The 22,934-nt window shown below is 30.4% G+C and carries 35 protein-coding genes; 3 read left to right on the top strand and 32 right to left on the bottom strand.

The window, feature by feature from the left end; genetic code table 11:
• Window positions 1-29 precede the first annotated feature (29 nt).
• Entirely contained in the window at window positions 30-638 is a 609-nt protein-coding gene (locus BN358_RS18815) for a lactate utilization protein (protein ID WP_019230074.1), read from the bottom strand.
• A gap of 268 nt (window positions 639-906) precedes the next feature.
• On the opposite strand from BN358_RS18815, the gene BN358_RS18820 reads away from it, so the two are divergent.
• Window positions 907-1,101, top strand: a complete 195-nt coding sequence (locus BN358_RS18820; protein WP_019230075.1) for a helix-turn-helix transcriptional regulator — start codon at window positions 907-909, stop codon at window positions 1,099-1,101.
• 2 nt (window positions 1,102-1,103) lie between these two features.
• Window positions 1,104-1,586: a DUF6773 family protein gene (locus BN358_RS22595; RefSeq protein WP_019230076.1), complete on the top strand. Its 483-nt coding sequence runs from the start codon at window positions 1,104-1,106 to the stop codon at window positions 1,584-1,586.
• 42 nt (window positions 1,587-1,628) lie between these two features.
• Here the strand turns inward: BN358_RS22595 and BN358_RS18830 are convergent, their stop codons facing one another.
• From BN358_RS18830 to BN358_RS25775, 17 genes are all read right to left on the bottom strand, one after another.
• Window positions 1,629-2,708 (bottom strand): DMT family transporter, encoded by a 1,080-nt coding sequence (locus BN358_RS18830; protein ID WP_019230077.1) that lies wholly within the window; start codon window positions 2,706-2,708, stop codon window positions 1,629-1,631.
• A gap of 275 nt (window positions 2,709-2,983) precedes the next feature.
• Window positions 2,984-3,625, bottom strand: coding sequence for a hypothetical protein (locus tag BN358_RS18835; RefSeq protein WP_019230078.1), 642 nt, complete (start codon window positions 3,623-3,625; stop codon window positions 2,984-2,986).
• Window positions 3,626-3,723: 98 nt separating this feature from the next.
• The gene (locus BN358_RS18840; RefSeq protein WP_019230079.1) at window positions 3,724-4,104 is read right to left on the bottom strand and encodes a hypothetical protein; all 381 of its coding nucleotides are present in this window, start codon (window positions 4,102-4,104) and stop codon (window positions 3,724-3,726) included.
• A 63-nt stretch (window positions 4,105-4,167) separates the two neighbouring features.
• The gene (locus BN358_RS18845; RefSeq protein ID WP_019230080.1) at window positions 4,168-4,686 is read right to left on the bottom strand and encodes an isoprenylcysteine carboxylmethyltransferase family protein; all 519 of its coding nucleotides are present in this window, start codon (window positions 4,684-4,686) and stop codon (window positions 4,168-4,170) included.
• A 62-nt stretch (window positions 4,687-4,748) separates the two neighbouring features.
• Window positions 4,749-5,312, bottom strand: a complete 564-nt coding sequence (locus BN358_RS18850; RefSeq protein WP_019230081.1) for a YdcF family protein — start codon at window positions 5,310-5,312, stop codon at window positions 4,749-4,751.
• A gap of 12 nt (window positions 5,313-5,324) precedes the next feature.
• Window positions 5,325-5,888, bottom strand: a complete 564-nt coding sequence (locus BN358_RS18855) for a GNAT family N-acetyltransferase (protein ID WP_019230082.1) — start codon at window positions 5,886-5,888, stop codon at window positions 5,325-5,327.
• A gap of 70 nt (window positions 5,889-5,958) precedes the next feature.
• On the bottom strand, window positions 5,959-6,345 hold the full coding sequence (locus BN358_RS18860) for a VOC family protein (RefSeq protein WP_019230083.1): 387 nt from the start codon (window positions 6,343-6,345) through the stop codon (window positions 5,959-5,961).
• Window positions 6,346-6,442: 97 nt separating this feature from the next.
• Window positions 6,443-6,694 carry a TIGR04076 family protein gene (locus tag BN358_RS18865; RefSeq protein WP_019230084.1) on the bottom strand — a complete coding sequence of 84 codons (252 nt, stop codon included), beginning with the start codon at window positions 6,692-6,694 and terminating at the stop codon, window positions 6,443-6,445.
• A gap of 510 nt (window positions 6,695-7,204) precedes the next feature.
• Entirely contained in the window at window positions 7,205-7,882 is a 678-nt protein-coding gene (locus tag BN358_RS18875) for an HD domain-containing protein (protein WP_019230086.1), read from the bottom strand.
• A gap of 47 nt (window positions 7,883-7,929) precedes the next feature.
• Window positions 7,930-8,169: a hypothetical protein gene (locus BN358_RS25770; protein WP_157593560.1), complete on the bottom strand. Its 240-nt coding sequence runs from the start codon at window positions 8,167-8,169 to the stop codon at window positions 7,930-7,932.
• Between the two features lie 217 nt (window positions 8,170-8,386).
• Window positions 8,387-8,608 (bottom strand): hypothetical protein, encoded by a 222-nt coding sequence (locus BN358_RS18885; protein ID WP_019230088.1) that lies wholly within the window; start codon window positions 8,606-8,608, stop codon window positions 8,387-8,389.
• 116 nt (window positions 8,609-8,724) lie between these two features.
• On the bottom strand, window positions 8,725-9,111 hold the full coding sequence (locus tag BN358_RS18890; RefSeq protein WP_019230089.1) for a cytidine deaminase: 387 nt from the start codon (window positions 9,109-9,111) through the stop codon (window positions 8,725-8,727).
• A 188-nt stretch (window positions 9,112-9,299) separates the two neighbouring features.
• Entirely contained in the window at window positions 9,300-9,854 is a 555-nt protein-coding gene (locus BN358_RS18895; RefSeq protein WP_232233383.1) for a YdcF family protein, read from the bottom strand.
• A 50-nt stretch (window positions 9,855-9,904) separates the two neighbouring features.
• Window positions 9,905-10,447, bottom strand: a complete 543-nt coding sequence (locus BN358_RS18900; protein ID WP_019230090.1) for a GNAT family N-acetyltransferase — start codon at window positions 10,445-10,447, stop codon at window positions 9,905-9,907.
• Between the two features lie 42 nt (window positions 10,448-10,489).
• A complete protein-coding gene (locus BN358_RS18905; protein WP_019230091.1) occupies window positions 10,490-11,401 on the bottom strand; it encodes a hypothetical protein in 912 nt (303 codons plus the stop codon).
• A 94-nt stretch (window positions 11,402-11,495) separates the two neighbouring features.
• Window positions 11,496-12,548 (bottom strand): RDD family protein, encoded by a 1,053-nt coding sequence (locus tag BN358_RS18910; protein WP_019230092.1) that lies wholly within the window; start codon window positions 12,546-12,548, stop codon window positions 11,496-11,498.
• Window positions 12,549-12,650: 102 nt separating this feature from the next.
• On the bottom strand, window positions 12,651-12,818 hold the full coding sequence (locus tag BN358_RS25775; protein WP_019230093.1) for a hypothetical protein: 168 nt from the start codon (window positions 12,816-12,818) through the stop codon (window positions 12,651-12,653).
• 167 nt (window positions 12,819-12,985) lie between these two features.
• Between BN358_RS25775 and BN358_RS18915 the strand changes: the two genes are divergently transcribed.
• Window positions 12,986-13,174, top strand: coding sequence for a hypothetical protein (locus tag BN358_RS18915; RefSeq protein ID WP_019230094.1), 189 nt, complete (start codon window positions 12,986-12,988; stop codon window positions 13,172-13,174).
• 126 nt (window positions 13,175-13,300) lie between these two features.
• On the opposite strand, the gene BN358_RS18920 is transcribed toward BN358_RS18915, so the two are convergent.
• From BN358_RS18920 to BN358_RS18985, 14 genes are all read right to left on the bottom strand, one after another.
• Window positions 13,301-13,762, bottom strand: coding sequence for a hypothetical protein (locus tag BN358_RS18920; RefSeq protein WP_019230095.1), 462 nt, complete (start codon window positions 13,760-13,762; stop codon window positions 13,301-13,303).
• 98 nt (window positions 13,763-13,860) lie between these two features.
• Window positions 13,861-14,433 carry a DJ-1/PfpI family protein gene (locus BN358_RS18925; protein ID WP_019230096.1) on the bottom strand — a complete coding sequence of 191 codons (573 nt, stop codon included), beginning with the start codon at window positions 14,431-14,433 and terminating at the stop codon, window positions 13,861-13,863.
• Between the two features lie 124 nt (window positions 14,434-14,557).
• Window positions 14,558-15,106: a TIGR04104 family putative zinc finger protein gene (locus BN358_RS18930; RefSeq protein WP_019230097.1), complete on the bottom strand. Its 549-nt coding sequence runs from the start codon at window positions 15,104-15,106 to the stop codon at window positions 14,558-14,560.
• Between the two features lie 85 nt (window positions 15,107-15,191).
• Window positions 15,192-15,752: a hypothetical protein gene (locus tag BN358_RS18935; protein ID WP_157593562.1), complete on the bottom strand. Its 561-nt coding sequence runs from the start codon at window positions 15,750-15,752 to the stop codon at window positions 15,192-15,194.
• A 62-nt stretch (window positions 15,753-15,814) separates the two neighbouring features.
• Window positions 15,815-16,573 (bottom strand): class I SAM-dependent methyltransferase, encoded by a 759-nt coding sequence (locus BN358_RS18940; RefSeq protein ID WP_019230099.1) that lies wholly within the window; start codon window positions 16,571-16,573, stop codon window positions 15,815-15,817.
• Between the two features lie 367 nt (window positions 16,574-16,940).
• On the bottom strand, window positions 16,941-18,326 hold the full coding sequence (locus BN358_RS22600) for a hypothetical protein (protein WP_019230100.1): 1,386 nt from the start codon (window positions 18,324-18,326) through the stop codon (window positions 16,941-16,943).
• A gap of 140 nt (window positions 18,327-18,466) precedes the next feature.
• Window positions 18,467-18,676, bottom strand: coding sequence for a hypothetical protein (locus BN358_RS18950; protein WP_019230101.1), 210 nt, complete (start codon window positions 18,674-18,676; stop codon window positions 18,467-18,469).
• 80 nt (window positions 18,677-18,756) lie between these two features.
• Window positions 18,757-18,996 carry a hypothetical protein gene (locus BN358_RS18955; RefSeq protein ID WP_040583935.1) on the bottom strand — a complete coding sequence of 80 codons (240 nt, stop codon included), beginning with the start codon at window positions 18,994-18,996 and terminating at the stop codon, window positions 18,757-18,759.
• An 86-nt stretch (window positions 18,997-19,082) separates the two neighbouring features.
• Window positions 19,083-19,913, bottom strand: coding sequence for an ornithine carbamoyltransferase (locus BN358_RS18960; RefSeq protein ID WP_019230103.1), 831 nt, complete (start codon window positions 19,911-19,913; stop codon window positions 19,083-19,085).
• A 142-nt stretch (window positions 19,914-20,055) separates the two neighbouring features.
• Window positions 20,056-20,613 (bottom strand): flavodoxin family protein, encoded by a 558-nt coding sequence (locus BN358_RS18965; protein WP_019230104.1) that lies wholly within the window; start codon window positions 20,611-20,613, stop codon window positions 20,056-20,058.
• A gap of 53 nt (window positions 20,614-20,666) precedes the next feature.
• Entirely contained in the window at window positions 20,667-20,852 is a 186-nt protein-coding gene (locus tag BN358_RS18970; RefSeq protein ID WP_019230105.1) for a hypothetical protein, read from the bottom strand.
• An 81-nt stretch (window positions 20,853-20,933) separates the two neighbouring features.
• Entirely contained in the window at window positions 20,934-21,503 is a 570-nt protein-coding gene (locus tag BN358_RS18975) for a DUF1697 domain-containing protein (protein WP_019230107.1), read from the bottom strand.
• 43 nt (window positions 21,504-21,546) lie between these two features.
• The gene (locus tag BN358_RS18980) at window positions 21,547-22,233 is read right to left on the bottom strand and encodes an alpha/beta hydrolase (RefSeq protein WP_019230108.1); all 687 of its coding nucleotides are present in this window, start codon (window positions 22,231-22,233) and stop codon (window positions 21,547-21,549) included.
• Between the two features lie 237 nt (window positions 22,234-22,470).
• A complete protein-coding gene (locus tag BN358_RS18985; RefSeq protein WP_019230110.1) occupies window positions 22,471-22,926 on the bottom strand; it encodes a hypothetical protein in 456 nt (151 codons plus the stop codon).
• Between the last annotated feature and the right edge of the window lie 8 nt (window positions 22,927-22,934).

The raw sequence follows: 22,934 nt of genomic DNA on the forward strand, positions 1-22,934 counted from the left end.
ATTATGAATTTTATGGAATAGTTAAAATATTAGAATCCACATTCTTCATTAACTATGAACAATTTAATTCTATTACTGTCTGTCTGACCTTCGATTATTGAAAGTATATTACATACCCCTACACAACCTACGCACTTGTTCAATGCTACGCATGGAGGATTATATCCTGCACGCTTTGCATTTGTGGGACATGCGACATTCTTAACTCTTTTTATAGCATCATCTACTGTGTCTGCAATTTTATTTTTACCAACTACAATTATTACTTTATCTGGTCCATAAGTGATTGAAGCTACCCTATTACCACTATGGTCCACATTAACAATTCTCCCGTCGACCGATATGGCATTTGAACCAGTTATATACCAATCTGTAGTAAGAGCCTTTCTTTTTAATTCTTTGCTTTCTTCTCGATTTTTTGCAAGCTCTTTATCATATACTATATTTCCTCTTTCTAATAATAAGTTGGTAATATCAATCTTTTGGAGTGTAGCCGAATGACCGATTCCTATTGTCGATTCTATTGGTACCATATCCAGTATGAGTGACTTAACATCTTCTAAGCTTTCAAAATACTCGACTTCTATGTTTCTCTGCTTAAAGTTTTTCATTAACTTTTTTAACTTTTCTTCATTCATCCCCAACACCTCTAACTATACCTTTTATTTCTTCCTTGTTATGCTTAATAATTCCATTATATTACTATATAAGTTTAGTATGCAATATAAAAATGATTACTGCAATAAACTCTTGTTGATAATGTATATTGTATCAACTATTAAATTAAAATTAAACACCAAAGAGGCAAGGAGTCAGTACTTCTGAAAATTATTAAAACTAAATGCAATATATATTTGACATTTTGTAATGTTTATATTATACTATGCAATATATAGGAGGCGGATTATGAAAAACAAGCGGATGAAAATAGCACGCATGGAATGCGATATGAAACAAGAAGACTTAGCAAAAAAAGTTGGTGTAACAAGACAAACAATCGGGCTAATAGAAGCAGGCGATTATAATCCAACACTTAATCTTTGCATAGCAATTTGTAAAGCATTGGGTAAAACATTAAATGATTTATTTTGGGAGGAATAAAAATGAAAAAAGATAATATTCAAGATGAAAGAATAGTTTCTCAAAAAAGAAAAATAGGAAGCGATGCTTTTGGAATTGTATTCTATGGGCTGCTTATTTCTATACTAATTCAGCAATATATGTTTGATGCACCATTTTCTCAGTACGCAGCTGAATTCATTCTTTTTATGGTATCTGCAATTTATGTTGTGGGCAGAAATATTATAGTTGGCAATAATCTTTTTAGCAATAGTTTCAAAGGACAAAAAATGGTTGTAATAAATAGTGTCGTGTGTGGTCTTACTATTGCAGTTATCACCACTACATTTAATACAATGAATTATGGCTATGAAAAGATGGGAGGAGCCTCCCTGATTGCAATAACAGCTTTTATCACTTTTTTCTGCGGAGCACTTACCTCATTTATTGGTTTTGAAATTCTTTATATATTAAATAAAAAAAGACAAAAACAAATTGATGATATGTACAATGACTCTGACGAATAAATTTAAATTCAACAAAATCCCTAAGAGATTCTAGTGAATCCTTTAGGGATTTGTGTAATATAAAATTTCATCTTTGTGAGCATGGCTGTGATGTATATCCAGACTGTGCTTATGTGAATGGGTATATTCTTCATGAGTATGAATGTGCGTATGATTCCCCTTAACAGTTTTATCATGAATGTGATTATGCTGCCCGTCATCATGGCTATGGAAATGGTCATGAGTTATTGCAATATGATGATGTCTATGTCTATGCCCTTCTGTCGAAGCAAAATACATGCCTATAATCATTATTGATAATGCAATGATAAATGAAGTTGTTGGTATTTCATTAAAAATTGTCAATGAAAGCCCTACTCCGATAAATGGCGATATAGCATAATATGCACTTGTCTTTGCAGCCCCTAAGTCTCTTTGTGCATATATGTAAAAGAATATGCTTAAGCCATAAGCAAAAAATCCTAATATTAAGGCTGCAATTGTATAAGAAATGTTACTTACCTTTTCTCCCAGTGCCAATGCAATTATCAAAGAACCAATACCAGAACCAAATCCCTTAATAATGACAACCTGCAATGGATCTTTTACAGATAACTTGCTTGTGCAGTTGTTTTCCATTCCCCAACAAACAGATGCTAATAATACAAAAATTGAACCAAATGAAAATGAAAAGCTGCTCAGATCTTCTACAGAAAGAATAATGCTTGAAATGGTAATAAGAAAAATAGCACCCCATAATCTTTTTCCTATAGGTTCTTTAAATATCAACAAAGCAATTATTGATGTAGCAACAATTTCAAAGTTATTAAGCAATGAAACATTAGCAGCAGATGTCATTGTGAGTCCAAGCATCAAAAATATAGGTGCTGCAATATCTAATGCAACCATCCCAATAGTGTAAGGAAGTTCCTGTTTTGTAAGCCTTGCCTCAATTTTTTCTGCAAATTTCCTTTGTTTAATCATATCTACAAAAGACATGCCTAGTCCTGCACCAAGATAAAGAAAAGATGCCATCATTGTAGGTGGAACTTCCTTTAATAGAAGTTTAGATATTGGTGCACTTATAGCATATAATGCTGCTGCCAGTATGGCATAAAATATTGCTTTATAGTGTTTTACCATAATACATCTCCATATTCCTGAAACTATTTCATTTTTATTACTATTATAATAGTAATATTGACTAAAAGCAAATTTTAGAAAAAAATCAAATCAAGATCTCAAGCGGTCCATGTAATATTATGTTAAAAAAACACAAAAGGCCTTTCGGCCTTTCTTGTTATGCATTAAATGCATAAAAGGGGTATTGGGAATATATTTTGGTTATCGGGGGATAACCTTAAATATTATATCAATTTATACGATATTTTACAAGGTATGTATAATCATTTTCTGCTTTAATATTTTTCGATAGACAGCTTATAAATTAAATTTTCTTCTATAACATCAACATTTACTCTAAGCTTCCGTTTATAAGGTAATGGGAAATTTAATGGTCCGCCAAATGTATTTGGTTCAAAATATTTTGCTTTTACGCACCATTCATAAGAATATTTAATATCATTTTCACTAAACCCTTCCAGTTTAATAATTGGTTCTCCAAGAATTTCAATTACTTCATCAATAGTCTTACACTCAAAAATTGAATCAAATTCATCATCATTAAGTTCAATAGTGTATGGAGTTTCGAAACTAATTAATTTTAACCTTACTTTAGGTTCAGTGTATTCATTGTAACCTACCAATATTCTGCCATACACAAAGTCCCAGACTGCAAAGGGTCCTAAATAGTCATTTTTCTTTTTTAAGAAATTGTTTATTTCAATTAAATCAGAATTGGGATTTATTTGCTCATATGCTTTATATAAATTAGAGTTTATCATTTCATCTAAAGTAAGTTCTTGTCCGAATACTGATTTTATCGCTAATTTAAAATCATTATTATCATAATTAACTTGCTTAAAAACATAAAACATAATTGATAATATCGTTACTACTAATATTGATATTAAAATTATTACTGTTTTTTTCTTTTTCATAAATTCCCCCATATGTAAATTCAACCTTATAATTATAACTAACCCCTAATAGTCATATTCTGTAGTTGGTACATAATATTTGGGTGTCACATTAATCGCTACTTTTTCAATTGCCATTCTTGTGTTTCATCATCCTTTTCCAGCACCAAATCATATCCAGCTTCTCCTCTATAAAAATATATTTCTTTACATGATGGATTCAACTCAATTTGAAATTCATTTTCAGCACCAAAACTACTATTTATTCCATATGTTTCATAAAAGGTAATATACTTTTTATCTCCATCTTCTTTTACCTTAAGCGTTCTTACATAACCCATGCTGTTTGCTACACCAACATTAATTGTCATGATACTTCCATCATCGGATACAGTATAATCATTTAATATAATATCAGCTCTTTTTCCACCAGTGAGGAAAAATAAAGTACCCATCACTGCTATTAGCAATATAATTATAAATACTATTTTCTTTTTCATAGATATTCCCTCCTATGCTTCTGATTTATGCAATTTTTATTAATTCTATCATACATATTATACTTAAATATATCGCCTTACATTAGTCATATAATTTATGTACTCTTTACCAAATTTCTTTACGCACCATCTTTCTTCAGATAGTATAATCCAATGTGCTGATATTTGAAAAACTATTACTATTGAAAATAATATCAATGACTTCGTAAGCAGCACACAACCTAGAAAATAAATGAAATATGCCACATACATAGGATTTCGGGAAAAGCGGTAAAGTCCTTTAAGATTGATACCATTCTTCGAAGGTTTTGCAAAATTTATTACGGACACCAGACACAATAAAACACCTAATCCATATATCACCAGTCCTAAATTAAACCAGTATGGATCAGTCGTAATCTTGAGAAAACACAGATATACAAAAATCATAATGTTTGTAATTTGATAAAACAAGTATGCCACCTTTTCTTTTCCAACCAAGGGAGCGAAGAAAGCTGCACGTTTTAAAGCTTCCTTATCCAGTATGCTTAAAAGTCCAAACCTTATAACTATAAGTGGTATTAATGTTATAAATGAATTCATTTTACCTCGCTTTCTTCTACTGCCAACTATCCCTACATCAAGGGCGTTTTGTTTCCTTTATTTTAATAATAAAGGAGATATTTATAATATGCAAAAAATTCTCTAAAGAGGGAGTAAATGTCTCTTAGTTCATAATGTGTTGAATGGGCTGAATATATCTGTTTAAAACCGACGTTTTGAAATATTAATTTTGTTCTTGTAATATGATAAAATTGAGAAATTATCGTTACGGATTTCAAACCCATATTGTCCATTATTTCTTTTGTATTTTTGGCAGTCATATATGTATTGTATCCTTCAGGATCTAATAATATATTATCACTTTGAATTCCCTTTTTGATTAAGTATTCTTTCATAACAGCCGCTTCATCAAATCCTTCCTTACCTGTTCCGCCGCTTACTATTATATAATCAAAATAATTTTTATCATAAAGTTCTGCAGCTTTATCTAATCTGCCCTGTAATCTCTTAGACGGATTTCCATCCAATTCTACTTTATTTCCTAAAACAACAGCTGCATCTGAAACTCCAATACTATCGTTAAATCCATCAAAAGTAATTATCAAAGTATGTACTACGAACCAGACAAAAAATATTAAAAATACGTAAATTATTATCCTTTTCAAGTATCTACCATCCTACATCTTTATAAAATAATATGATGAGTATTCCGTCCCATCATGACCAATCAACTTGTTTTCAGCAGGTGAAAAGCCTAATTCCTTTAGAGTATTTATTCTTTCTTTTGCAATAGGGAGTGCCTTTGTTGCTATCATACTACATTCAAACATTTGATAAGTTTTATCAATAATTATTTTTAAAATATCTATTATATTGTCCTTTGTTTCATAATCACTTCTCAAATCTAAACGGAGAAGCCCACAATTATTAAAATAATCTTTTGATTCTCTATTAAATAATTCTATTGTTCCAATTGCAGAATTATCTTTTTTATCTATAATTGACCATCTTACAAAACCTTTTCGGTCATATTCGAATTTCCAATAATCAAGAGCTTCCTTCATTCTTTCACGTGTCTTATAGTAAAAATTATCTCCGCCACAATTATCGCTATTAAATAAAGGAACTGCTTTATTATCAGAATATACTTTTAACAAGTCATCACAATCATCTATGGAAATAAATCTTAATAAAAATCGTTTATTTTCGAATTCAGGGCAACTTACATATACACTATCCATATTTATCTCCTCTACAAATTACAATTTACCAGTAAGAATAATACTTGTTATTCCATAATTTTTTACTGCATTAAATAATCTCTGCAAAAATTTCATGTATATTGCCATCCGGGTCTGCAAACAATGCAGTTCTTTGGTTCCAAGGCATGTCCTGTGGTTCATGAACAGGAGTTGCCCCCATCTCAATTAACTTATTAAATGATTTATCAACATCATTTGGATTTTCGCATGGAAATGCCAGTTCAAAAGACTGACCAGCTGCTTTTTTATTATATTCATTGCTATATCCATACATAACATTTCTCAAACAGATGGCAAATCTTACTCCATTATTTTTAAATTCAACATAATTGCCAAGATCATTTTCAATTTCAAATCCAAGAACTTGATTATAAAAGCTTTTCATCTGTTCTATTTCATCTGTCCAAATTGTAATAAGGTTAATTTCTGGTTTCATTATTGTTCTCCTTCTTAATTTCAATTTTTCTTATATAATTTTATGTGTCTTATATATTTTTTATTTTTTATATAACCTTCAACTTATATTAATGCGTTTAATTTTCAATGCGTTCACCATGAACCAAAACCCTGCCGCCATCCGGGCATTTTACATCGAACTGCGGAGAACGCATTTCTCCATAATCCAAATCCGCTCCATTTTGCAATGCATATATTAATGGATACATACAATTCCACAACTCATGGCAAATTGGTGGACATAAATCATCAACAATATAGTTATCACCCTTTTTACAATATCCGTTTCTGCACTTGCTTTCTACCACTGTTAACTTAACATTAGCCATGGTCTTTCCTCCATAATAAACTGACTATTAGTAAAATTTATAATTTAGGCAAACTATCCATAATTATGTATCATTCCATTGTTTTATCTAATTTTTCTAAAATTCCTTTTAATACATTATATATATTTGTTAATATTATTATTATAAAACATAACATCACAAATGTTACTATCTCTTTGGTAAAGAAAGATACTATTCCTAGAAAAGCAAGAAATAAAGTATATCCAATTGTATTAAAATTCATAATAATCATTCACTCCTTTACGTATAAAATAAGTTAAAACGTTCAAATATTGGTATAACGAATACACACTTGCATATTACTTCCCAGCCATGTACAGTCTTACCTCTACATCTATCTCCTATTTTTATTGCTGCTTCTTTTTTTTACTAAGACCAATGGCTACTGTAATACAAATAATTATTGTTATAACTTGCCATGATGACCATCCTCCGAAATCTACAATGTCCTCCTATAATTTTCTTTCTAGTTATAAATTTTAGTTGAACTTAGTCCACATTGCATTGTAATTCTAATTTTAATCTATTGAAATATTGCTCCATAAATTCAATCCTGTCTTCACCTATTTCTTTTGCTTTTTTTGTATATAATTTATCTGGAATTTTTTTCAATTTGACTTCATATTCAATGATTGGGTTATGCTTTGACATATCCTTTATCCTTCCATTTTCCGTCGTGTTATAACTTAAGTAATCGCTGATTGAATTATTTAATTCCAGTCTTTGTCCACATTGTCCTGACAACATGAAAGTACGAGCAATACCGACTGCACCTATTGCATCTAGCTTATCTGAATCAAAAAGTATTTTTGCTTCTATTGTTCTTGGTTCATTTCCGGTTCTGAATCTATGTGTAATAATACAATGTTTGATTTTTTCTATCTTTTCTTCTTCATACTCTAAATCTTTCAATATATTTTCTGCAATTTCACTTCCCAATACAGCATGATCATTTTTTCCCGTCTTATCTTCACTCTCTTCAACTCTGGCAATATCATGCAGCAATGCTGCAGGAATCAATATCTCTAAATCAACATTTTCTTCGTATTTTGAAATCATTAAACAAAGATTGTAGACTCTCATTACATGATCCAGATTATGTGCAGAACAAGTCAATTTATTTTGAACTATTTCTAAAATTCTTTTATGCTTAATTTCACTGTTCACTGCTTCCTCCATTTATAAACCCATATGACTTCTGTAATATTTGAATATTACTCACTAACTATTATAGAGTCGAAATGTGTTTCTTGTTCATTACTAAAAACCTTTATGGTATCAATATTTTCAGGCTTGTTAATTTTATATAGCTGTCTGTTCTCGACTTCCTTATTTTCATAGTTATCTGCATATTTTTCACTGAAATTAATAAACAATGTTTTATCTTTAACTTCCATACTTATATCGTCATAGTAATATGATTTTTCTCCTTGTTCTACATTGTAACCATTCAAAAATAAATACACCTCATCCGTACCATTTTCATAAAGATAAATACCATTCTCACTGTAATAATTACTCAAAGATGATTTAATTTCCCCGTTTGCATTATTTAGGTCTACTTTTGTAAATAACGAATCATTTTTATTACAACTTATCATCACTGATAAGATAATGAATATGATTAACATGGAAGACAACTTTTTGCTCAATTATATACCCTCCTTAATATCATTCATGCTTACTATCAAATTTTAACTTAACCCATTCAATTAATAAAAAAACTAAGAATGATACAATATAACCTGCAATAAAGTACAACCCTGCATGTACTATTACTGGTGGATAAGTTTCGTTGTATAGGTTTGAAAAAATAATTCTTGGAATAATTATACCACCTATTGTTACACCTATGCTCGGACCTATTGCAAATTTTAATGCTCTCTTTAACATTTTTATCTCCTAGAGAATTTTTTTTTATATAATTAAGCCACGTTCTTTAGACTCACATACAGTTCAATTCCTCAACTATACAAATCATAATTTGTCAGTTCAATCCATGTTCTTTATCAGTATGGATACTCAGGCATTAGTTCGCTTAAACTCATTGATTTTCCATCATTGTTGAGCATGATTTCTATATTCCTTGCGTTTTCTCCTAACTGCATCATAAATTCTCGACACGCCCCGCATGGTGCCATTACTGTACCATCTTTATAAACAGCAACAACTTTTTCTACTTCATTTTCTCCATTTGCAAGCATTGTTGACATTGCGTTTCTTTCTGCACACATTCCCAAGGAACTGCTCATGTCTATGCATATACCTGTATAAATGTTTCCTCTTTTTGTTAATACTGCAGCCGCAACACTTCCTACGTACATCTGTTTTGATATTTCGTGAGGGTTAATTACTGCCATTGCCAAATCATAAAGTTTCTGCCATTCTGTATTCATGTCATTGTACTCCTTCAATTGATTAATATTTTTATACTGTAAATTCAAATTTATCGTATTAATATTGTTGTTTTGTGTTACTGTTTCATACATTTTAATATTCTAAAGTAACAATATATTCAGGATAATCAGGTATTTTTTAACCTATCCAGCTTAGAGTGCTTAAAATAACCTGTATATCTGGTATCCTATATAGAAAAAAACTTCACGTGATAAAAAATAATTTTATTTTTAGTTGTTTTATACATTGTCGTTGGGGTGGGCGAAGTATATGCAGTAAGATCATAATCCTGGCACATTAACATTGCTCTTTTCATATGCATAGGATCACTTACCAATAAAACTGACGATATATTATTTTCCTTGACAATTTTAGAGGCATACATTATATTTTCCTGAGTTATAGTAGATTTTTCTTCAATGAAAATATCTTTTTCAGGAACTGAATGTTCTATTGCGTAACATTTTGCTGCCGCAGATTCTGAAATAGACGTATTTTCACCTTTTCCCCCGGTAAAAATTATTTTGTCAACATATCCATTCATGTATAGCCAAATTCCATGATTTATTCTTTCTTCAAACACAGGAGATGGTTTTTCTCCCCATACTGCTGCTCCTAATACTATGGCTGCATCTGCTTTCCTTAAATCATTTATATTACTGTATGAATATATACTGACAGAAACATATAATATGTAAATCACCATGAAAATTAATAGAATATAAAATTTTTTATACTTCATCATTTATCTCCTAACCATTTGAAAAAGATTTCTACATAACTTTAGTAAGGTTATATTAGTAATCTATATTCCAATTGGCAGTCATATGGCTCTTCATCAACTAATTTTTTATTATATTCTACAGCCTCTACACAGCCTAATGTTTTATAAAAGGCTTGTGATTCCTCAGATGAGTGTGCGGATATATACAGCTTTTTAGCACCCATCTCTTTTGCTTTATTACTAGCAAGAAAAAACAATTCTTTACCTATTCCCATTCCACGACATTCATAAGATGTATGAATGCTTGAAAGTTGAATGTATTCCCTTTGTGAACCCCAAAGTTGGCTTTCAATGGATGCAAATCCAACAAGTACATTATCACTAAAAGCTCCAAATACTGTACCACCTGTTTTTACAGTGTTTTGAAGACATTTAGTCAATACTTTATATTCATCAGAACCCCATTGCTCTGTAAAAGCAATGTCTTTTAATATCCATTCACCATTTTCCTTGCGCCAACACTTTTTTACATCCTGGTAGCGATTAAAGTTTGCAAATAATGATTCGCTTATTTCAGATTTCTTTAATTCTCTATAGCTAATTGATTTCAACAAAGACCTCCGATTAATTAAATAATTTTGTGGACACATATCTTAATACTTGTAATTTGGCACATTCAAAACCTTCCCGTTTCTAGTTATTTCAACAATACTACCATTTGCCCATTCCGGACTATTATAAACAGGTTCACCGTTTTTATCTACTTCATTACGTAAAACTACATATTTATAATTAATACCATATTTATCTTGTATATTTGCATAAACTGTTAATACTTCATTAGCGCTTAGCATCACTTCATCAATTGCACCTGTAGTTATAAAGTTAGTTGCATAGCTTTCATTACTAAATTCTGATATATCAACCTCATCTTCTCTTAATGTGCTTCCATTTATATCATATACAATACTAACTTTTTCAGGCATAGTGTCACTTGTATTAGTGATTCTAAGATCAATGTTGCCCTTGTATATAAGTTTACCATTACTATATTGTGTACTTCCATTATAATATCCTTCTAATTGCAACAAAAACTTATTATACAAATCATAATATTCATCTATACTTTCTGTTTTTTGAATTCCATTCTGACTGATAACTACTTTTGGTTGAAATATATCAAAAATATCTATATCAGCAGTTGATTCAAAAGATGTTCCCTTTTTATTCAATATAAAGCTTTCATCATTTAATTGGATATTTACTGTAAGTCCTTCTGAGTATTCTTTAGGCACAACAGTAAACTTAACTGGTACTGTTAAATTATCCTTATCAAGACTATCTCCAAATTCTATTTCATAACTGTCAAGTAAACTACCCTGTTTATCAAGAATAGAATTAATATTAGAATAAATATTTGATATTTCGTTATTATTTCTATTAATGCTTGACACAATTTGCTGATAATAATTGTCCATTGAATTTTTAAGATTATTTATTTGCATTAAGCAAATTATATTTATTATTAGTAAGGCTATTATTATATAATTTGAATACTTTTTCATATTTTTCTGACCCTTTCATTATTATGAGAGTTTATTTCGTAACATTTAATATGTCAAAGATACTCTCCAGCTATCTTTATTCAATTGCAAACAGTTATTGCTTGTTCATGGAGAATTTTAAATTAAAATATGTTTCTTTCTCATCATCAGATGGCAACAGATAGGATTGTGTTTCATAATAGCCAGAATGCTCAATATCACAGATAAAGGTTATGCCAGCCTCCGCAAAATGATAGTCCTTAAAAGTGTTATTTTCGATTTGTTCAATTATTCTATTTGGAATTTTTGAAAATAATTTCATTTCATCTTGTGCGCCTGCAAAAGCCAGTGATGCCAAAACCATTTGCCTGTCATATGGACTTAGCATATATTCATTATTTTTGGTTTCAATTTCAAATGAAACATCTGTAATATATCCATTTTTCAATATAAAATCAAACTCTGGATTTTCATTATGGCTGATATATATTACCATACTGTCAGATTCTTTCTTTTTCCATTTCCCGTTCTCATCCAAATATTCATCTCTAAAGCTCATGTCAAAATGCTTTGCATAATAATTGTAATTTTCTGCAAATTCTGCTATGGTTAGATCACCCTTGTTGGGAGGAAGTAGCTGTGCAGATATGATGGCATATACAACAACGAAAGAGCATACAAATGCACATACATAAAACACACCTCGATACCATTTAGTGTCCTTGATGGTGTAGGATATTGATTCATCCCATGGCAGAGTTTCATTCTCACTGCACAAATTGAAGCTTTTCCAAAGGCGGACTAGTCTATAAATTGGAATGTTGTATCCCATGCCTTCTCCTATAACTCTCCAGGTTCGCTCTAAAGCCTCTCCGTAAGAAAGTTTACTTCCACCACAGTTTTCTATCCTAAGTCCAAAGATTGCCTTGCCAGGTGTAGTCTTAAATAAATGGAGCAATAGTGGCTCTAAACCCAGCATTATAACAAGTGTAATGAAAGAATCAAGTACATTCTCTAAGCCTCTTCTTGCCGCCACGTTTACGTGAAATATAAATGCAATAAAAGTTAACCAAAGCAAATTGTATATAATGCAGTCCATCGTTCTCGCTAAATATCTACGCCATGGGTGAAATACCTGAGGTAACTTTTCAATTTCATTTATCATCATATCTGCCTCCTATCAAAATCTGTAACAAATAAACTCATAATTTAAATACGATATCTTGTATTATAATACTGATTTGCAACATTAAAATTACGTATTAACATATTATTTACGTCCGACCCAAAATAGCCCTGCAGCCATAACGCCTGCTAAATACAATAAAGCAGATTCGGTATACCCGTAGTTAGACTTCTCTATAAAAAATCCTCCAAATATTATTGCCATCACAAAAATTGCTGCAGCAATAAGTATATCTTTTGATTTTTCGTTCATGTTTATTGCTCCTTTAAACTATTTGATTTTAAACAATTTAATTATAATTTATCTATTTATTGAGGAATCTTCAGTTCTATTGTTTATTGATACAGCCTATCTATCTCAACTACATTTTTTTAATTACTTCTATTAGTTTAGAAGAACTAAATACAGATAAGGGAATTATGATAAAAATTAAAATGAAAAGTTGTATAATATTAGCTGTCGGTGAAATTGGAAAATTAAAAAGCGATAAAATTTTAAAATATGCAATGAAGAAAATAATTGATAGGAATAAAGATATAACAGAACGCATTAATATCACCCCCTCTAATATTAAGCCTATCTTGCTTGTGATTTTATTTACATTTTAACCATACCCATAATAATATACCATATTTCGCTAACTTAGTAAACATTGCTAAATGTTCTAGATATGCACAACCTATATGAAAAGTACACCTTAAATTTTATAAAAATATTCTCATTTATTTACTGCCCTATTCCTCATTTCCATGTAATTCCTCTCTAACCAGTTGTTCAACCCTGCCAAATGAAATATCTTTATTTTCGCCGCCTAATATTAAGAAACCTTTTGATAAATCCTCAACCGTAGACTCTAATGTATTCATAAATTGATTATAAGCAAAATCAAATTTAGAATCATTTTCATCTTGTCCAAAAACTGAGTAAATAAGTTGTTCAATCAATTGGTCCATTCCCCATAATTTTAAATGAAGTAACTCATGTATTACTACGGCCTCTAAGTTTGTTTGTTTTGGATTATAATTATTTATCATTAATATGGCTTTTCTGTCTGACATATCGATCTTAATATCCCCGGTTTTTCTCCACTCTGTAGCAACAATTTCATACCTAATATCCCAATCTCTTAACCTTAAAATATCTTGCCATTTTCTTAAATAAGTTTCTAATGATATTTCATCAAATTTAATATCCATATTTCCCCCTAAATATGACTTAATATTACAATGTTCTGCTTGCACACTTAATATAGATTATATTAAATTGGTATTGGATAAATTTTGAGCAGTGCGAATTAATCTTTGTGCCAAATATATTCAATTTTATCTGCTGCTTGTTGTGCTGTTGCTTCGTCAAATAGTTTGCTTAATAAATATAACCCTACATCTATTCCAGAGGAAACCCCTGCTCCTGTAATAATGTTGCCGTCTTGAACTACTTTTGATTTTTCAACTATTACTCCCATTTCAGAAAGCTCGTCGAAGGCAGTATGGTAAGTAGTTGCATGTTTATTTTTCAAAAGTCCTGTAGAAGCAATTATCAATGAACCTGTGCAAACAGAGGATAAATATTTCAACTCAGTATATCGACTTTTTATAAAATTAAGGATTTTAATGTTTTTCATGGCAATCTTTCTCCCTTGCCCGCCTGGAACTACTAGGACATCTAAATGTGGGCAACTATCAATTGTATAATCAGCGAAAAATCGTAACCCATTGTATCCTCGAACGATTTTTTCATCAATGCCTATAATCCACACATTTACACTATCAGTCTTTATTTTATTAACATACGATAAAACTTCAAAAGGCCCTACAAAATCTAATTCTTCAACTTCTTCAAAAACCAGAATTCCTATATTAATCATTAATATTCACTCCTATCTGTATTATTTATTTAAGTTAAGTCGCAATATCGCAATATTCTACTATTGCGAAAAATATTTGAAAATTATTAATTACATCATTTAATTAGAGAGAAAAAATATTCAGTCAACTATTATAATCCTTAGTATTATTTGAATCAATATTTAGAGGATTTATTAATTCTTTAGCCATTTGAAGCATATGAGGTTGAACATATATATCTAAGTTGTTAGTTCCCGTATAAATTTCCATTGGACCTGCTCTTCTCGAAATTTTAAAATAGGGTATTTCATACGATTCAAGAATCGAAATAATAACTTCAGCCTCTATGCTATTTAAATTTGAAGCTAATAATGCTTTTGTTCCATCATCTTGATCAACATTTGTTTTATTATGATATCTAGCGAAAAAAGGTGTTATACATATTATTGCAAAAACCCACATCAAATACTGTGTTATAGAAAAGTTAAAAAAGTGATTAGAACTCAGATTTACAGATTTGATAATGATTAATGGCGTAAATATAGACAAACTGACAATTAACCTTGTTGACCAATTTACATAATGTTTGGTCTCACATTCACCGCATACAATAGGAGCATATCCTTTCACCCATATTGATTTTATAATATCTTTATATTTGAATTTATTAAAACACTTTTTGCATTTTTGCATATAAAGTTAACCCTCCACGAATGAACTTGACTACTAATATGACATAATACTCTGCTAGCACAAACTTATTTGCTGTGACAGCCTTTTATATATTTAAAAATTCATATAGTTCTCTTGCTTCTTTCATAGAACTGCATAAAGTTATTCCAGATATGGGTTTCATGTTTTGTATACGTTCACTAATTGTATCAGTAGGAAATATGAACTCTCGCATACAATTTGCTGCTTTAAACACATTCATATTTTTATCAATATAGCATATTACTGCTTTCAAATCTTCTAGATCACTAATGTTACCGATAGTTCCAAAGTATCCGCCTTGATTATCTCTTGCAAATATATCAATTCTCGGAACAGCATAGAAATCTACTTGAGGTATGCAATCGTCAAAAATAAAAAACACCCCACTTTTTTCTTCTATCATCAGATAGTCTTTTCTATCTTTTATTGGCATACTGTATATAGTTGTTCCTGCTTGAACTATTTCTATCGGTTTTCCTTCTTCATCTTTGGCATAAATTGCAATGCATCCACTTTTTGTAGCATCTATGTACCGTTTCATTAACCTTCCACCCCATATAAATCTTAAAGATTTAGTTTTTGTTTTATAAATAATATTGAGGCAATAATAATTTACAATATTCATACATCTTCTCTGTAAATTGGAATTTATGTGGCAGGAATAATACCTGCCACATAAATTAAAACTTATTTCTTTGCAATGATTAAGTAACGATGTATGTTTCCCTCAATTTTACCGGTTTTGTCAATCCTTTTTTGCATTTCTAATAACTGTGAAAAACACTTTTCCACTGAAAAATTCGGAAACTCCCATTCTATAATATGTGCAAACCATACAAACGCACCAACATCATAAAACTGAATAGGTCTATATGCTTCTTCAGCCCGAATGATTTGAAATCTTGCATCTTCAAATACTTTGCGCTGTTCTTTAAGATTCAAATGTGGAAATGGTTTTTCAGTGCCTGGTAAAACCATTTCTACTAAATCTCTCTCATTATCACCACCGACTTGCTCCGTTATAAATACACCGTCATTTTTTAGAAGCCTATGTAATTCTATAGCGTCGAAATCACCATGACGATTTATAATCATGTCAAATGTTTCATCATCATATGGTATTTCAGATGGTTTATCACATGCCTTAAAGTTTATTCCAAGGGGTAGTAATTTTTCTCTGCACAAATCTATATTTGGTTTATAACCTTCTGTTGCAGATGTCCTACTATATGGATGATTTAATGAAAGTAAAAATTCACCGCCGCCAGTATCATAATCTAAGATATCTGAATTACTATTTAGATACTGTCTAACTATTTTTTCGTAATCCCATGGTAAGTCGTTTTCTTCCTCATACCTTCCATGAATATGAGAGAAGTCCCATCCATGTATATGTGCTATTTCCTCTTCTTTTTTCCAAATTAATTTTAATTCTTCTACATTCATCTTTTCTGCTTCCTTTCAAAATTTAATATGTTCTGATTGGTGCAGTTCCTGACAACATAGGCCAAGCCTCAGTAATTAACCTCGATACAATCTGCTGTCAGTTTTAATACTGCACCGAGTAGTTAATTCGTTTCATCATCTCAAACCTCCAAATTCCTATTTATCGTTATGATAAACACTTCATAATGAATATTCTACTGTTGCTACGCAAAATTCGAATTATGCGTCGTAAAGCGGGCGACCACAGGTCCCCCTACGGATGAATTTGATCGTGTTGTAGGAGCGGTCTTTGACCGCCAGCTATGGCAAATAATATTATTATACAATGCTCCGTATTTTTGTTTTAATAAATTAAATTTATTATCCGTCATTCTTGCATATCTTGATATTTTTTAAGATCATAAGTGGTATAGTGCTGCTTATATTCACGATGCCCTGATAATATTTTTTGTTCAGCAAAAGTATAAGGTAGCGAAATAGGGTTCTTAGAATGCAAATAATTAATGCAGTTAGGTACAATTCCCTGTTCCTCAGAAAGTTTTAAACGATAAAAAACATACCCTCTCTGATTTTCCGAACCAAAGGGATAGCAAACTCCACCGGAAATTTGCTTAGATTGACTTGCCCCAAAAAACATGCTTTCTGTTGTTACAAAGTCATTTTTAAGTCTTGGTATTGACGCTTCGTAATCTATACCATCCTTTTGGTAAAAAAGTTTTCCATCTAAAAGTTCAATTCCTTCTTCACCCCAAATAGTAAAACCATCATTCCAAAAAGCTTTTGGCTTTTGCCATTTAAAATACACTAAAACATAAATCTCATTATCCGGCAATTCAGTATAAACAGTTGTTGCCTCTATAGTACGATTTTTAGGTTTAATGTATTCTTTATACATTCTTGTGCCTATTTCAACCATTTCACTTACGCCATCAAACATTAACAAATCTGTATATACATCAACATGAATTGCATTTTGTAGCATAGAAATATTTTCATAGGACATATCATTAAGAATTTCCTCTGGCACATCAAACTCCATTAGTATGTTTTGAGTATCAGAAGCCGTAGAAGATTTTATTTCAGTAAATTTTGGAACTGCATGATTTGCAGTAACCCCACAGCTTATTACAAGAACAAGGCATATTATCAAATATCCTCTTACGACAACAGTATTACTCAATCTATCTTCAATAGAAATAATGCCATATCCAATATTCCCTAATTCGTCTCCTAAACATTGTAAAGAACGAATAACCAAAATGCAAAAGAATGTCAACAATATAAATGCTATCCAGCTATTAGAAAGTGGAGATATTGCAAGTAAAGAAAATGATAATATCCATACAAATGCTAAAAAAAATGAATTTTGAATATTTGAAACATTTGCCTTTAGAAAGATATTTCTGATTGCTGAACTCAATGACAAAAACAAAGCAAGTCGAAACCCTATTAATAGCAAAGAAAAAATAATATCATTTTGTATTTCTACGACCAATGGTGTTGATATAATAATTAAATTAATAGCATTTATGACCAACTGAGATGCTGCAAGAAAATAAGCCATAGTAAAATATTTGTTTTCTTTTCGTAAGCTTCTTACCCCAATAAATATCAGCACTGTTCCAATTGCAGGCAAAATATACTGTAGCCATAGAAAGTTTAAGGTTATAGAAGTTAAAGCAAATCCCAAAGTGATTTCCATGATTGGCTTTTTCCATGGATTTAATATTGTTTTTTCTTCATCTATATCCATAATTCTTTTCCTATCTTTTTTATATAAATTATCAACTTTTCAATACTTTTTAATTATACTTTAGTTTACCACTATAATATTACTGATGCGACGCTAAATTTGAATGATATGCATCAATCTAATCATACATTATCTAACACTTATTTTTGTTTTTTTGTTTCAATATAATCTAAGGAAAAGTAAACTAAGAAAGCCACAATGTATGATCCAACAAATTGTACAACAGCTTGCACATAAATAGGTGGATATATTTTGTTTAAATTTGAATCCATAATTCTTGGAATAATTACCATGCCTATTGTTGTCCCTAACCCTATTCCTAAAGCACTTTTCAATGCTCGTTTTAACATTTTTACCAACCCCTAAATAATAGTTTGTTGTACATAATAATACTTATGCGACACTAAATATGAAATATATGATCTAAATCTTATTCCTTTTTCAAAAAACCTATGAAACAAATTATAAAACCAAAAAGTGATATAAGATATTCAACACCTGCAAGATTAATATGAGAGTCTACAGCAAAAATACCTCCAAACAAAGTAGTATTTATTCCCAAAAGCATAATTTTAACTCCAGAAGTACCTCGTTGTAGTGCTGAAACAATAATACTTATTATCAAAGCTGATAGAATCAAAAATATCGAGAATGTTGTTGTAAACGTCATTTACTCATCCCCTCTCTAAAATTCACATACTTCTACACTATACAAAGATTGCGATTTAACATAACTTTAAATTATGTCTCATTTTCTCAGTTATTTAAGCTATAAATAATTATTGCTTGTTGAACTTCAAGCAAATGCTTTTTAAACTCATATCCTACAAAATAATGACTGTCAATAACATCGGCGGAAACTTCTTCACCCCTATAAAATGGCGGGCATGGATTTAACAGAGCATTTGGATTTGCAGTATCCATCAAAGATTTCGTAATCTGATGATTCACAAAATCTTTAATCATATCCTTGTTTATTGGATCAGTTAACACTATATCTTTTCCTATAATAGCCTCTCTCAAATTATGCTCAACATTAACCCCATTAATTTCATATCCAACAGGGCAGCTCTGTGTCAGTTCAAAACCAAATAAATCAGAAGCCTCTTTCCACGCCATTCCAATATTTCCTTTAGCCCCTACAAACAAATATTTTGCATTTAAGTAATCATCCCTTAATTTGGATAAGGAATACAAATCCGTCAATATTTCACAAGGATGATTAACACTGGTCATAGCGTTAATTATAGGAACAGCCGATGATTTAGACATTTCCTCAATAAGTTCAATATTACTATGTCTTACGATAATGCAATCTGCCCAGTTATTGAGATATCCCACAACATCTTTGATATTTTCCTTTTTATCAAGAGTATCAGAAGGAAACAAAACAGATTGTCCACCAAGCAGATAAATTCCCTTCTCATATGTAACTCTCGTTCGTATGCTTGAACTAGGAAAGAACATCACAATAGATTTACCTTTAAGAAAATCTGTGTATTTTCCGTTTTTAACTTCTTCAGCAATTTTGAATATTTCATATACTTCATCTTTTGAATAATCATTAATTCTGATTAAATTTCTCATAATATTCCCCCATTATATTTACACCTATGAATATGATAACGTTGTCTATTTTTTAACAGTCTAATACAAAACAACTCTAGCCTAACTCCTAAGCATTTATTAAGAACCAGCCAATGTCCGGCAGTCAGTTGACATTTATAAATTATAAATCTCTTATTAATTCATTGATTTTTTCTTTAATATCATCATTATTTGCAACAGGCATGTTTTTTGTATCATAATATTCAAGTGTATTGATGATATTAACATCTAGATCTGAAAGAGTTTTGCTCATGCATTCCACTGTGAACCCCATTGACTCTTTTTTGCTTCCTTTACATACACCAATTACGATTGCCTTTTTATTGGGTGAAAGCCGGCTTTTACAGCCATTACTATAATCATTCAGACAAAAGGTCCTATCTAACAAAGCCTTCATTTGGGCTGTCACGTTGTAATTATATGAAGGTGAAGCAAATATATATCCATCTGCTTTTTTCATGCCTTCAATAATCTTGGATATATCGTCCTCAATAATACATGTACCTGACTTAATACAATATTCACATCCTGTACAAGTCGTAATGTTTGAACTGCTTAACAAGAACTTGTCTACTTCAATGTTTTTCTCCACTAACCCTTGAATAAAATAATCCACAATTAGGTCTGTGTTTTTACCCTTTCTTGGACTTCCAACTACTGCAATCCATTTTTCAACCATAAACAACTCCTTTTACGACTCGTATATAATACTGCAAGTTTGAATCATCATTTTTATATTTTATTATTATTTTTTGAAAGGTCTACTATTGTTCCTGTTAATGCAATCGCTAAGCCTATGGTAAAAATCCAACTCACTGCAGATGGAATAGTTTTATTAAAAACAGCAGTAAGAATCATTATGACAAGTGCTATAATCTCAATCACGATACCAACCTTTGCTCCCTTATTAATATTCATATTTTTTCCCCTTTCTATTTAAGAGTAGTTTTAACTCTTCATATTCCCATTTCAACAAATTTATAAATTTAGTTTCATCAGTCAATGACATTTCATTTCCATACTTTTTGCTAATGCTGAAAGTTTGCTTAATGTTTTCCAATTACGAACAGTTATCGGAACATTCAATTTATTAAGATTATTAGCAAGTTTTGAATTTCTAATACTATGATGGAATAAAAGATAAATGTTTCTCCCTACAATATGATATTTATCGCTTTCACTTCTATAAACATCTATGCACTCAATATTTTCTTTTAAAGGATTATGTGTCAATAATGCAACATATAGGCTCTCTACTTCGGATAAAGTCTCTGCTTCTGTTACTTCATCCTTGGAGAATGGGCAATTCGAAATAATTTGTTCTAACTCCATAGACGTCCTCAAAATAACTTTTACAGGAATACTAAAGACTGCTTCAATCTCATGTTCAATTTTATTGCACAAAAATTCCTCAGTTTCACTTGATATGAATAGAACATTTCCACTTTGAATATAAGTTTTCACTTCGCAAAGCCCAATTGATTCAAATACTCTTTTCAAATCTGCCATCTTGATTATATTCTTTCCGCCTACGTTAATGCCTCTTAACAATGCTATATAAACAGTCATGTTGTAAACCCTCCTTAACGATTTCTTTAATTTAGATTTCAGACTATTCATTTATAAATTTAATTGTATCGTCAATAATTCTATTAGTTTCTTCACCTTCATTGAATACTTCAAAACCGTGTTCACCTTTTGAATGTAATACAAACTCAACTTCACATCCTAAATTTCTTACTTCTTCAATAAAATTATCGTTACAATCAGAAGAATAAACATCATCTAAAGATCCCATTGCAATTAAAAATTTTGGCAGACAGGATTTGTTAATCATATCTATTATACTTGAATCTAGTTTTCCGTAATAAGCAATGATCTTATTAATAAAACCAGTATTTATTTCCATAATATTTTTAGCACCTATTTCTACGCCTGAAGAAAAAGCAAAAATATTTAAGTTGTTGACATTTAATTTCAAATCACTTGAATTACCGAGAAGAAAATAAATAAGATCTTTTATATCACCCGGACATTCTTCAGGCCTCCAATTAAATACAACTGTATTAAACCCAGATGCTGCCAGCACTTTTCCCCATGATTGAAAAAGTTTTATATCCTTAATATCTTTCATTGTTGAACTGCCATGTACTACAACAACAGTAGGAATACTCGACACATCAGTGTTATTTGAGTAATATACATCCAACTTCAATAACTTTTCATCACTAACTTTATAAACAACATCTTGTCTTATTTCTACTGAATCCATATTTGGATGCTTATACACTAAATCCATACTCTTATTCCCCCATTTTAATATTCAATGTTATATTCTACTTGTATACTCTAACCCCATCTAGTGTTACCCAAAGAGTTTTATGTTCCGATAAAGAAGCAAATTCAAATTTAAACAAGAATACTTCTTTCTCATTTAGCAATATTGCACGACTTGATTTTCTTGTTACCATACCTTCTCCATAATAATAAATATAACATTTTAAATGTTTTAATTATCAATATCAACTAAATTTAATTACATCTTGTAATTTCTTTTACTTTTCAGTTTAGCACTATAGCCTGCATAATACACGGTTATCATTAATATGAATGACAAAATATGAAAATACCACCCTTTATAACTTGACGTAAAAAAGAAAATAATTCTGCCTAATATTGTAGTAATGCCAATTGGAGCTAAATAAAACATTTGTGATGATAACCCCATTATATTAAGCATATATTCCTTTAAAATTATCTCTTGAACCAAAATTAAAATGATATTAATAATTACGAAACTATTACCTATTAATATAGATTTCATTTTGTTTTGAACATAATCATATGACTTATATCCCACGTAATACCAATAAATCAAAAATAATATCCCTAAAACCATTGAAATCATCCCATTCCAATTCATCAGAACATAATTAACCATGTACCCTATTACATATGGTGAAAATGCAAATAATAATAATTTAAAGTTCATTTTAATCC

It is taken from the genome of Sedimentibacter sp. B4 (genome assembly GCF_000309315.1).
Taxonomy (GTDB): domain Bacteria; phylum Bacillota; class Clostridia; order Tissierellales; family Sedimentibacteraceae; genus Sedimentibacter; species Sedimentibacter saalensis.

What these genes read in the sequence shown, in the direction of transcription:
- BN358_RS18920 (WP_019230095.1), bottom strand. Translation starts at nt 13,762, where the DNA reads ATGGATATTAAATTTGATGAAATATCATTAGAAACTTATTTAAGAAAA.
- BN358_RS18980 (WP_019230108.1), bottom strand. Translation starts at nt 22,233, where the DNA reads ATGGATTTAGTGTATAAGCATCCAAATATGGATTCAGTAGAAATAAGA.
- BN358_RS22595 (WP_019230076.1), top strand. Translation starts at nt 1,104, where the DNA reads ATGAAAAAAGATAATATTCAAGATGAAAGAATAGTTTCTCAAAAAAGA.
- BN358_RS18935 (WP_157593562.1), bottom strand. Translation starts at nt 15,752, where the DNA reads ATGAATATTGTAAATTATTATTGCCTCAATATTATTTATAAAACAAAA.
- BN358_RS18885 (WP_019230088.1), bottom strand. Translation starts at nt 8,608, where the DNA reads ATGTTAAAGAGAGCATTAAAATTTGCAATAGGTCCGAGCATAGGTGTA.
- BN358_RS18830 (WP_019230077.1), bottom strand. Translation starts at nt 2,708, where the DNA reads ATGGTAAAACACTATAAAGCAATATTTTATGCCATACTGGCAGCAGCA.
- BN358_RS18820 (WP_019230075.1), top strand. Translation starts at nt 907, where the DNA reads ATGAAAAACAAGCGGATGAAAATAGCACGCATGGAATGCGATATGAAA.
- BN358_RS18835 (WP_019230078.1), bottom strand. Translation starts at nt 3,625, where the DNA reads ATGAAAAAGAAAAAAACAGTAATAATTTTAATATCAATATTAGTAGTA.
- BN358_RS18845 (WP_019230080.1), bottom strand. Translation starts at nt 4,686, where the DNA reads ATGAATTCATTTATAACATTAATACCACTTATAGTTATAAGGTTTGGA.
- BN358_RS18970 (WP_019230105.1), bottom strand. Translation starts at nt 20,852, where the DNA reads ATGAATATTAATAAGGGAGCAAAGGTTGGTATCGTGATTGAGATTATA.
- BN358_RS18855 (WP_019230082.1), bottom strand. Translation starts at nt 5,888, where the DNA reads ATGGATAGTGTATATGTAAGTTGCCCTGAATTCGAAAATAAACGATTT.
- BN358_RS18865 (WP_019230084.1), bottom strand. Translation starts at nt 6,694, where the DNA reads ATGGCTAATGTTAAGTTAACAGTGGTAGAAAGCAAGTGCAGAAACGGA.
- BN358_RS18975 (WP_019230107.1), bottom strand. Translation starts at nt 21,503, where the DNA reads ATGACTGTTTATATAGCATTGTTAAGAGGCATTAACGTAGGCGGAAAG.
- BN358_RS18905 (WP_019230091.1), bottom strand. Translation starts at nt 11,401, where the DNA reads ATGAAAAAGTATTCAAATTATATAATAATAGCCTTACTAATAATAAAT.
- BN358_RS18930 (WP_019230097.1), bottom strand. Translation starts at nt 15,106, where the DNA reads ATGCAAAAATGCAAAAAGTGTTTTAATAAATTCAAATATAAAGATATT.
- BN358_RS18940 (WP_019230099.1), bottom strand. Translation starts at nt 16,573, where the DNA reads ATGAATGTAGAAGAATTAAAATTAATTTGGAAAAAAGAAGAGGAAATA.
- BN358_RS18925 (WP_019230096.1), bottom strand. Translation starts at nt 14,433, where the DNA reads ATGATTAATATAGGAATTCTGGTTTTTGAAGAAGTTGAAGAATTAGAT.
- BN358_RS18840 (WP_019230079.1), bottom strand. Translation starts at nt 4,104, where the DNA reads ATGAAAAAGAAAATAGTATTTATAATTATATTGCTAATAGCAGTGATG.
- BN358_RS25775 (WP_019230093.1), bottom strand. Translation starts at nt 12,818, where the DNA reads ATGAACGAAAAATCAAAAGATATACTTATTGCTGCAGCAATTTTTGTG.
- BN358_RS18890 (WP_019230089.1), bottom strand. Translation starts at nt 9,111, where the DNA reads ATGAATACAGAATGGCAGAAACTTTATGATTTGGCAATGGCAGTAATT.
- BN358_RS18895 (WP_232233383.1), bottom strand. Translation starts at nt 9,854, where the DNA reads ATGAAGTATAAAAAATTTTATATTCTATTAATTTTCATGGTGATTTAC.
- BN358_RS18950 (WP_019230101.1), bottom strand. Translation starts at nt 18,676, where the DNA reads ATGTTAAAACGAGCATTGAAAAGTGCTTTAGGAATAGGGTTAGGGACA.
- BN358_RS18960 (WP_019230103.1), bottom strand. Translation starts at nt 19,913, where the DNA reads ATGAGAAATTTAATCAGAATTAATGATTATTCAAAAGATGAAGTATAT.
- BN358_RS22600 (WP_019230100.1), bottom strand. Translation starts at nt 18,326, where the DNA reads ATGGATATAGATGAAGAAAAAACAATATTAAATCCATGGAAAAAGCCA.
- BN358_RS18815 (WP_019230074.1), bottom strand. Translation starts at nt 638, where the DNA reads ATGAATGAAGAAAAGTTAAAAAAGTTAATGAAAAACTTTAAGCAGAGA.
- BN358_RS18985 (WP_019230110.1), bottom strand. Translation starts at nt 22,926, where the DNA reads ATGAACTTTAAATTATTATTATTTGCATTTTCACCATATGTAATAGGG.
- BN358_RS18965 (WP_019230104.1), bottom strand. Translation starts at nt 20,613, where the DNA reads ATGGTTGAAAAATGGATTGCAGTAGTTGGAAGTCCAAGAAAGGGTAAA.
- BN358_RS18915 (WP_019230094.1), top strand. Translation starts at nt 12,986, where the DNA reads ATGATAAAAATTAAAATGAAAAGTTGTATAATATTAGCTGTCGGTGAA.
- BN358_RS18910 (WP_019230092.1), bottom strand. Translation starts at nt 12,548, where the DNA reads ATGATGATAAATGAAATTGAAAAGTTACCTCAGGTATTTCACCCATGG.
- BN358_RS18955 (WP_040583935.1), bottom strand. Translation starts at nt 18,996, where the DNA reads ATGACGTTTACAACAACATTCTCGATATTTTTGATTCTATCAGCTTTG.
- BN358_RS18860 (WP_019230083.1), bottom strand. Translation starts at nt 6,345, where the DNA reads ATGAAACCAGAAATTAACCTTATTACAATTTGGACAGATGAAATAGAA.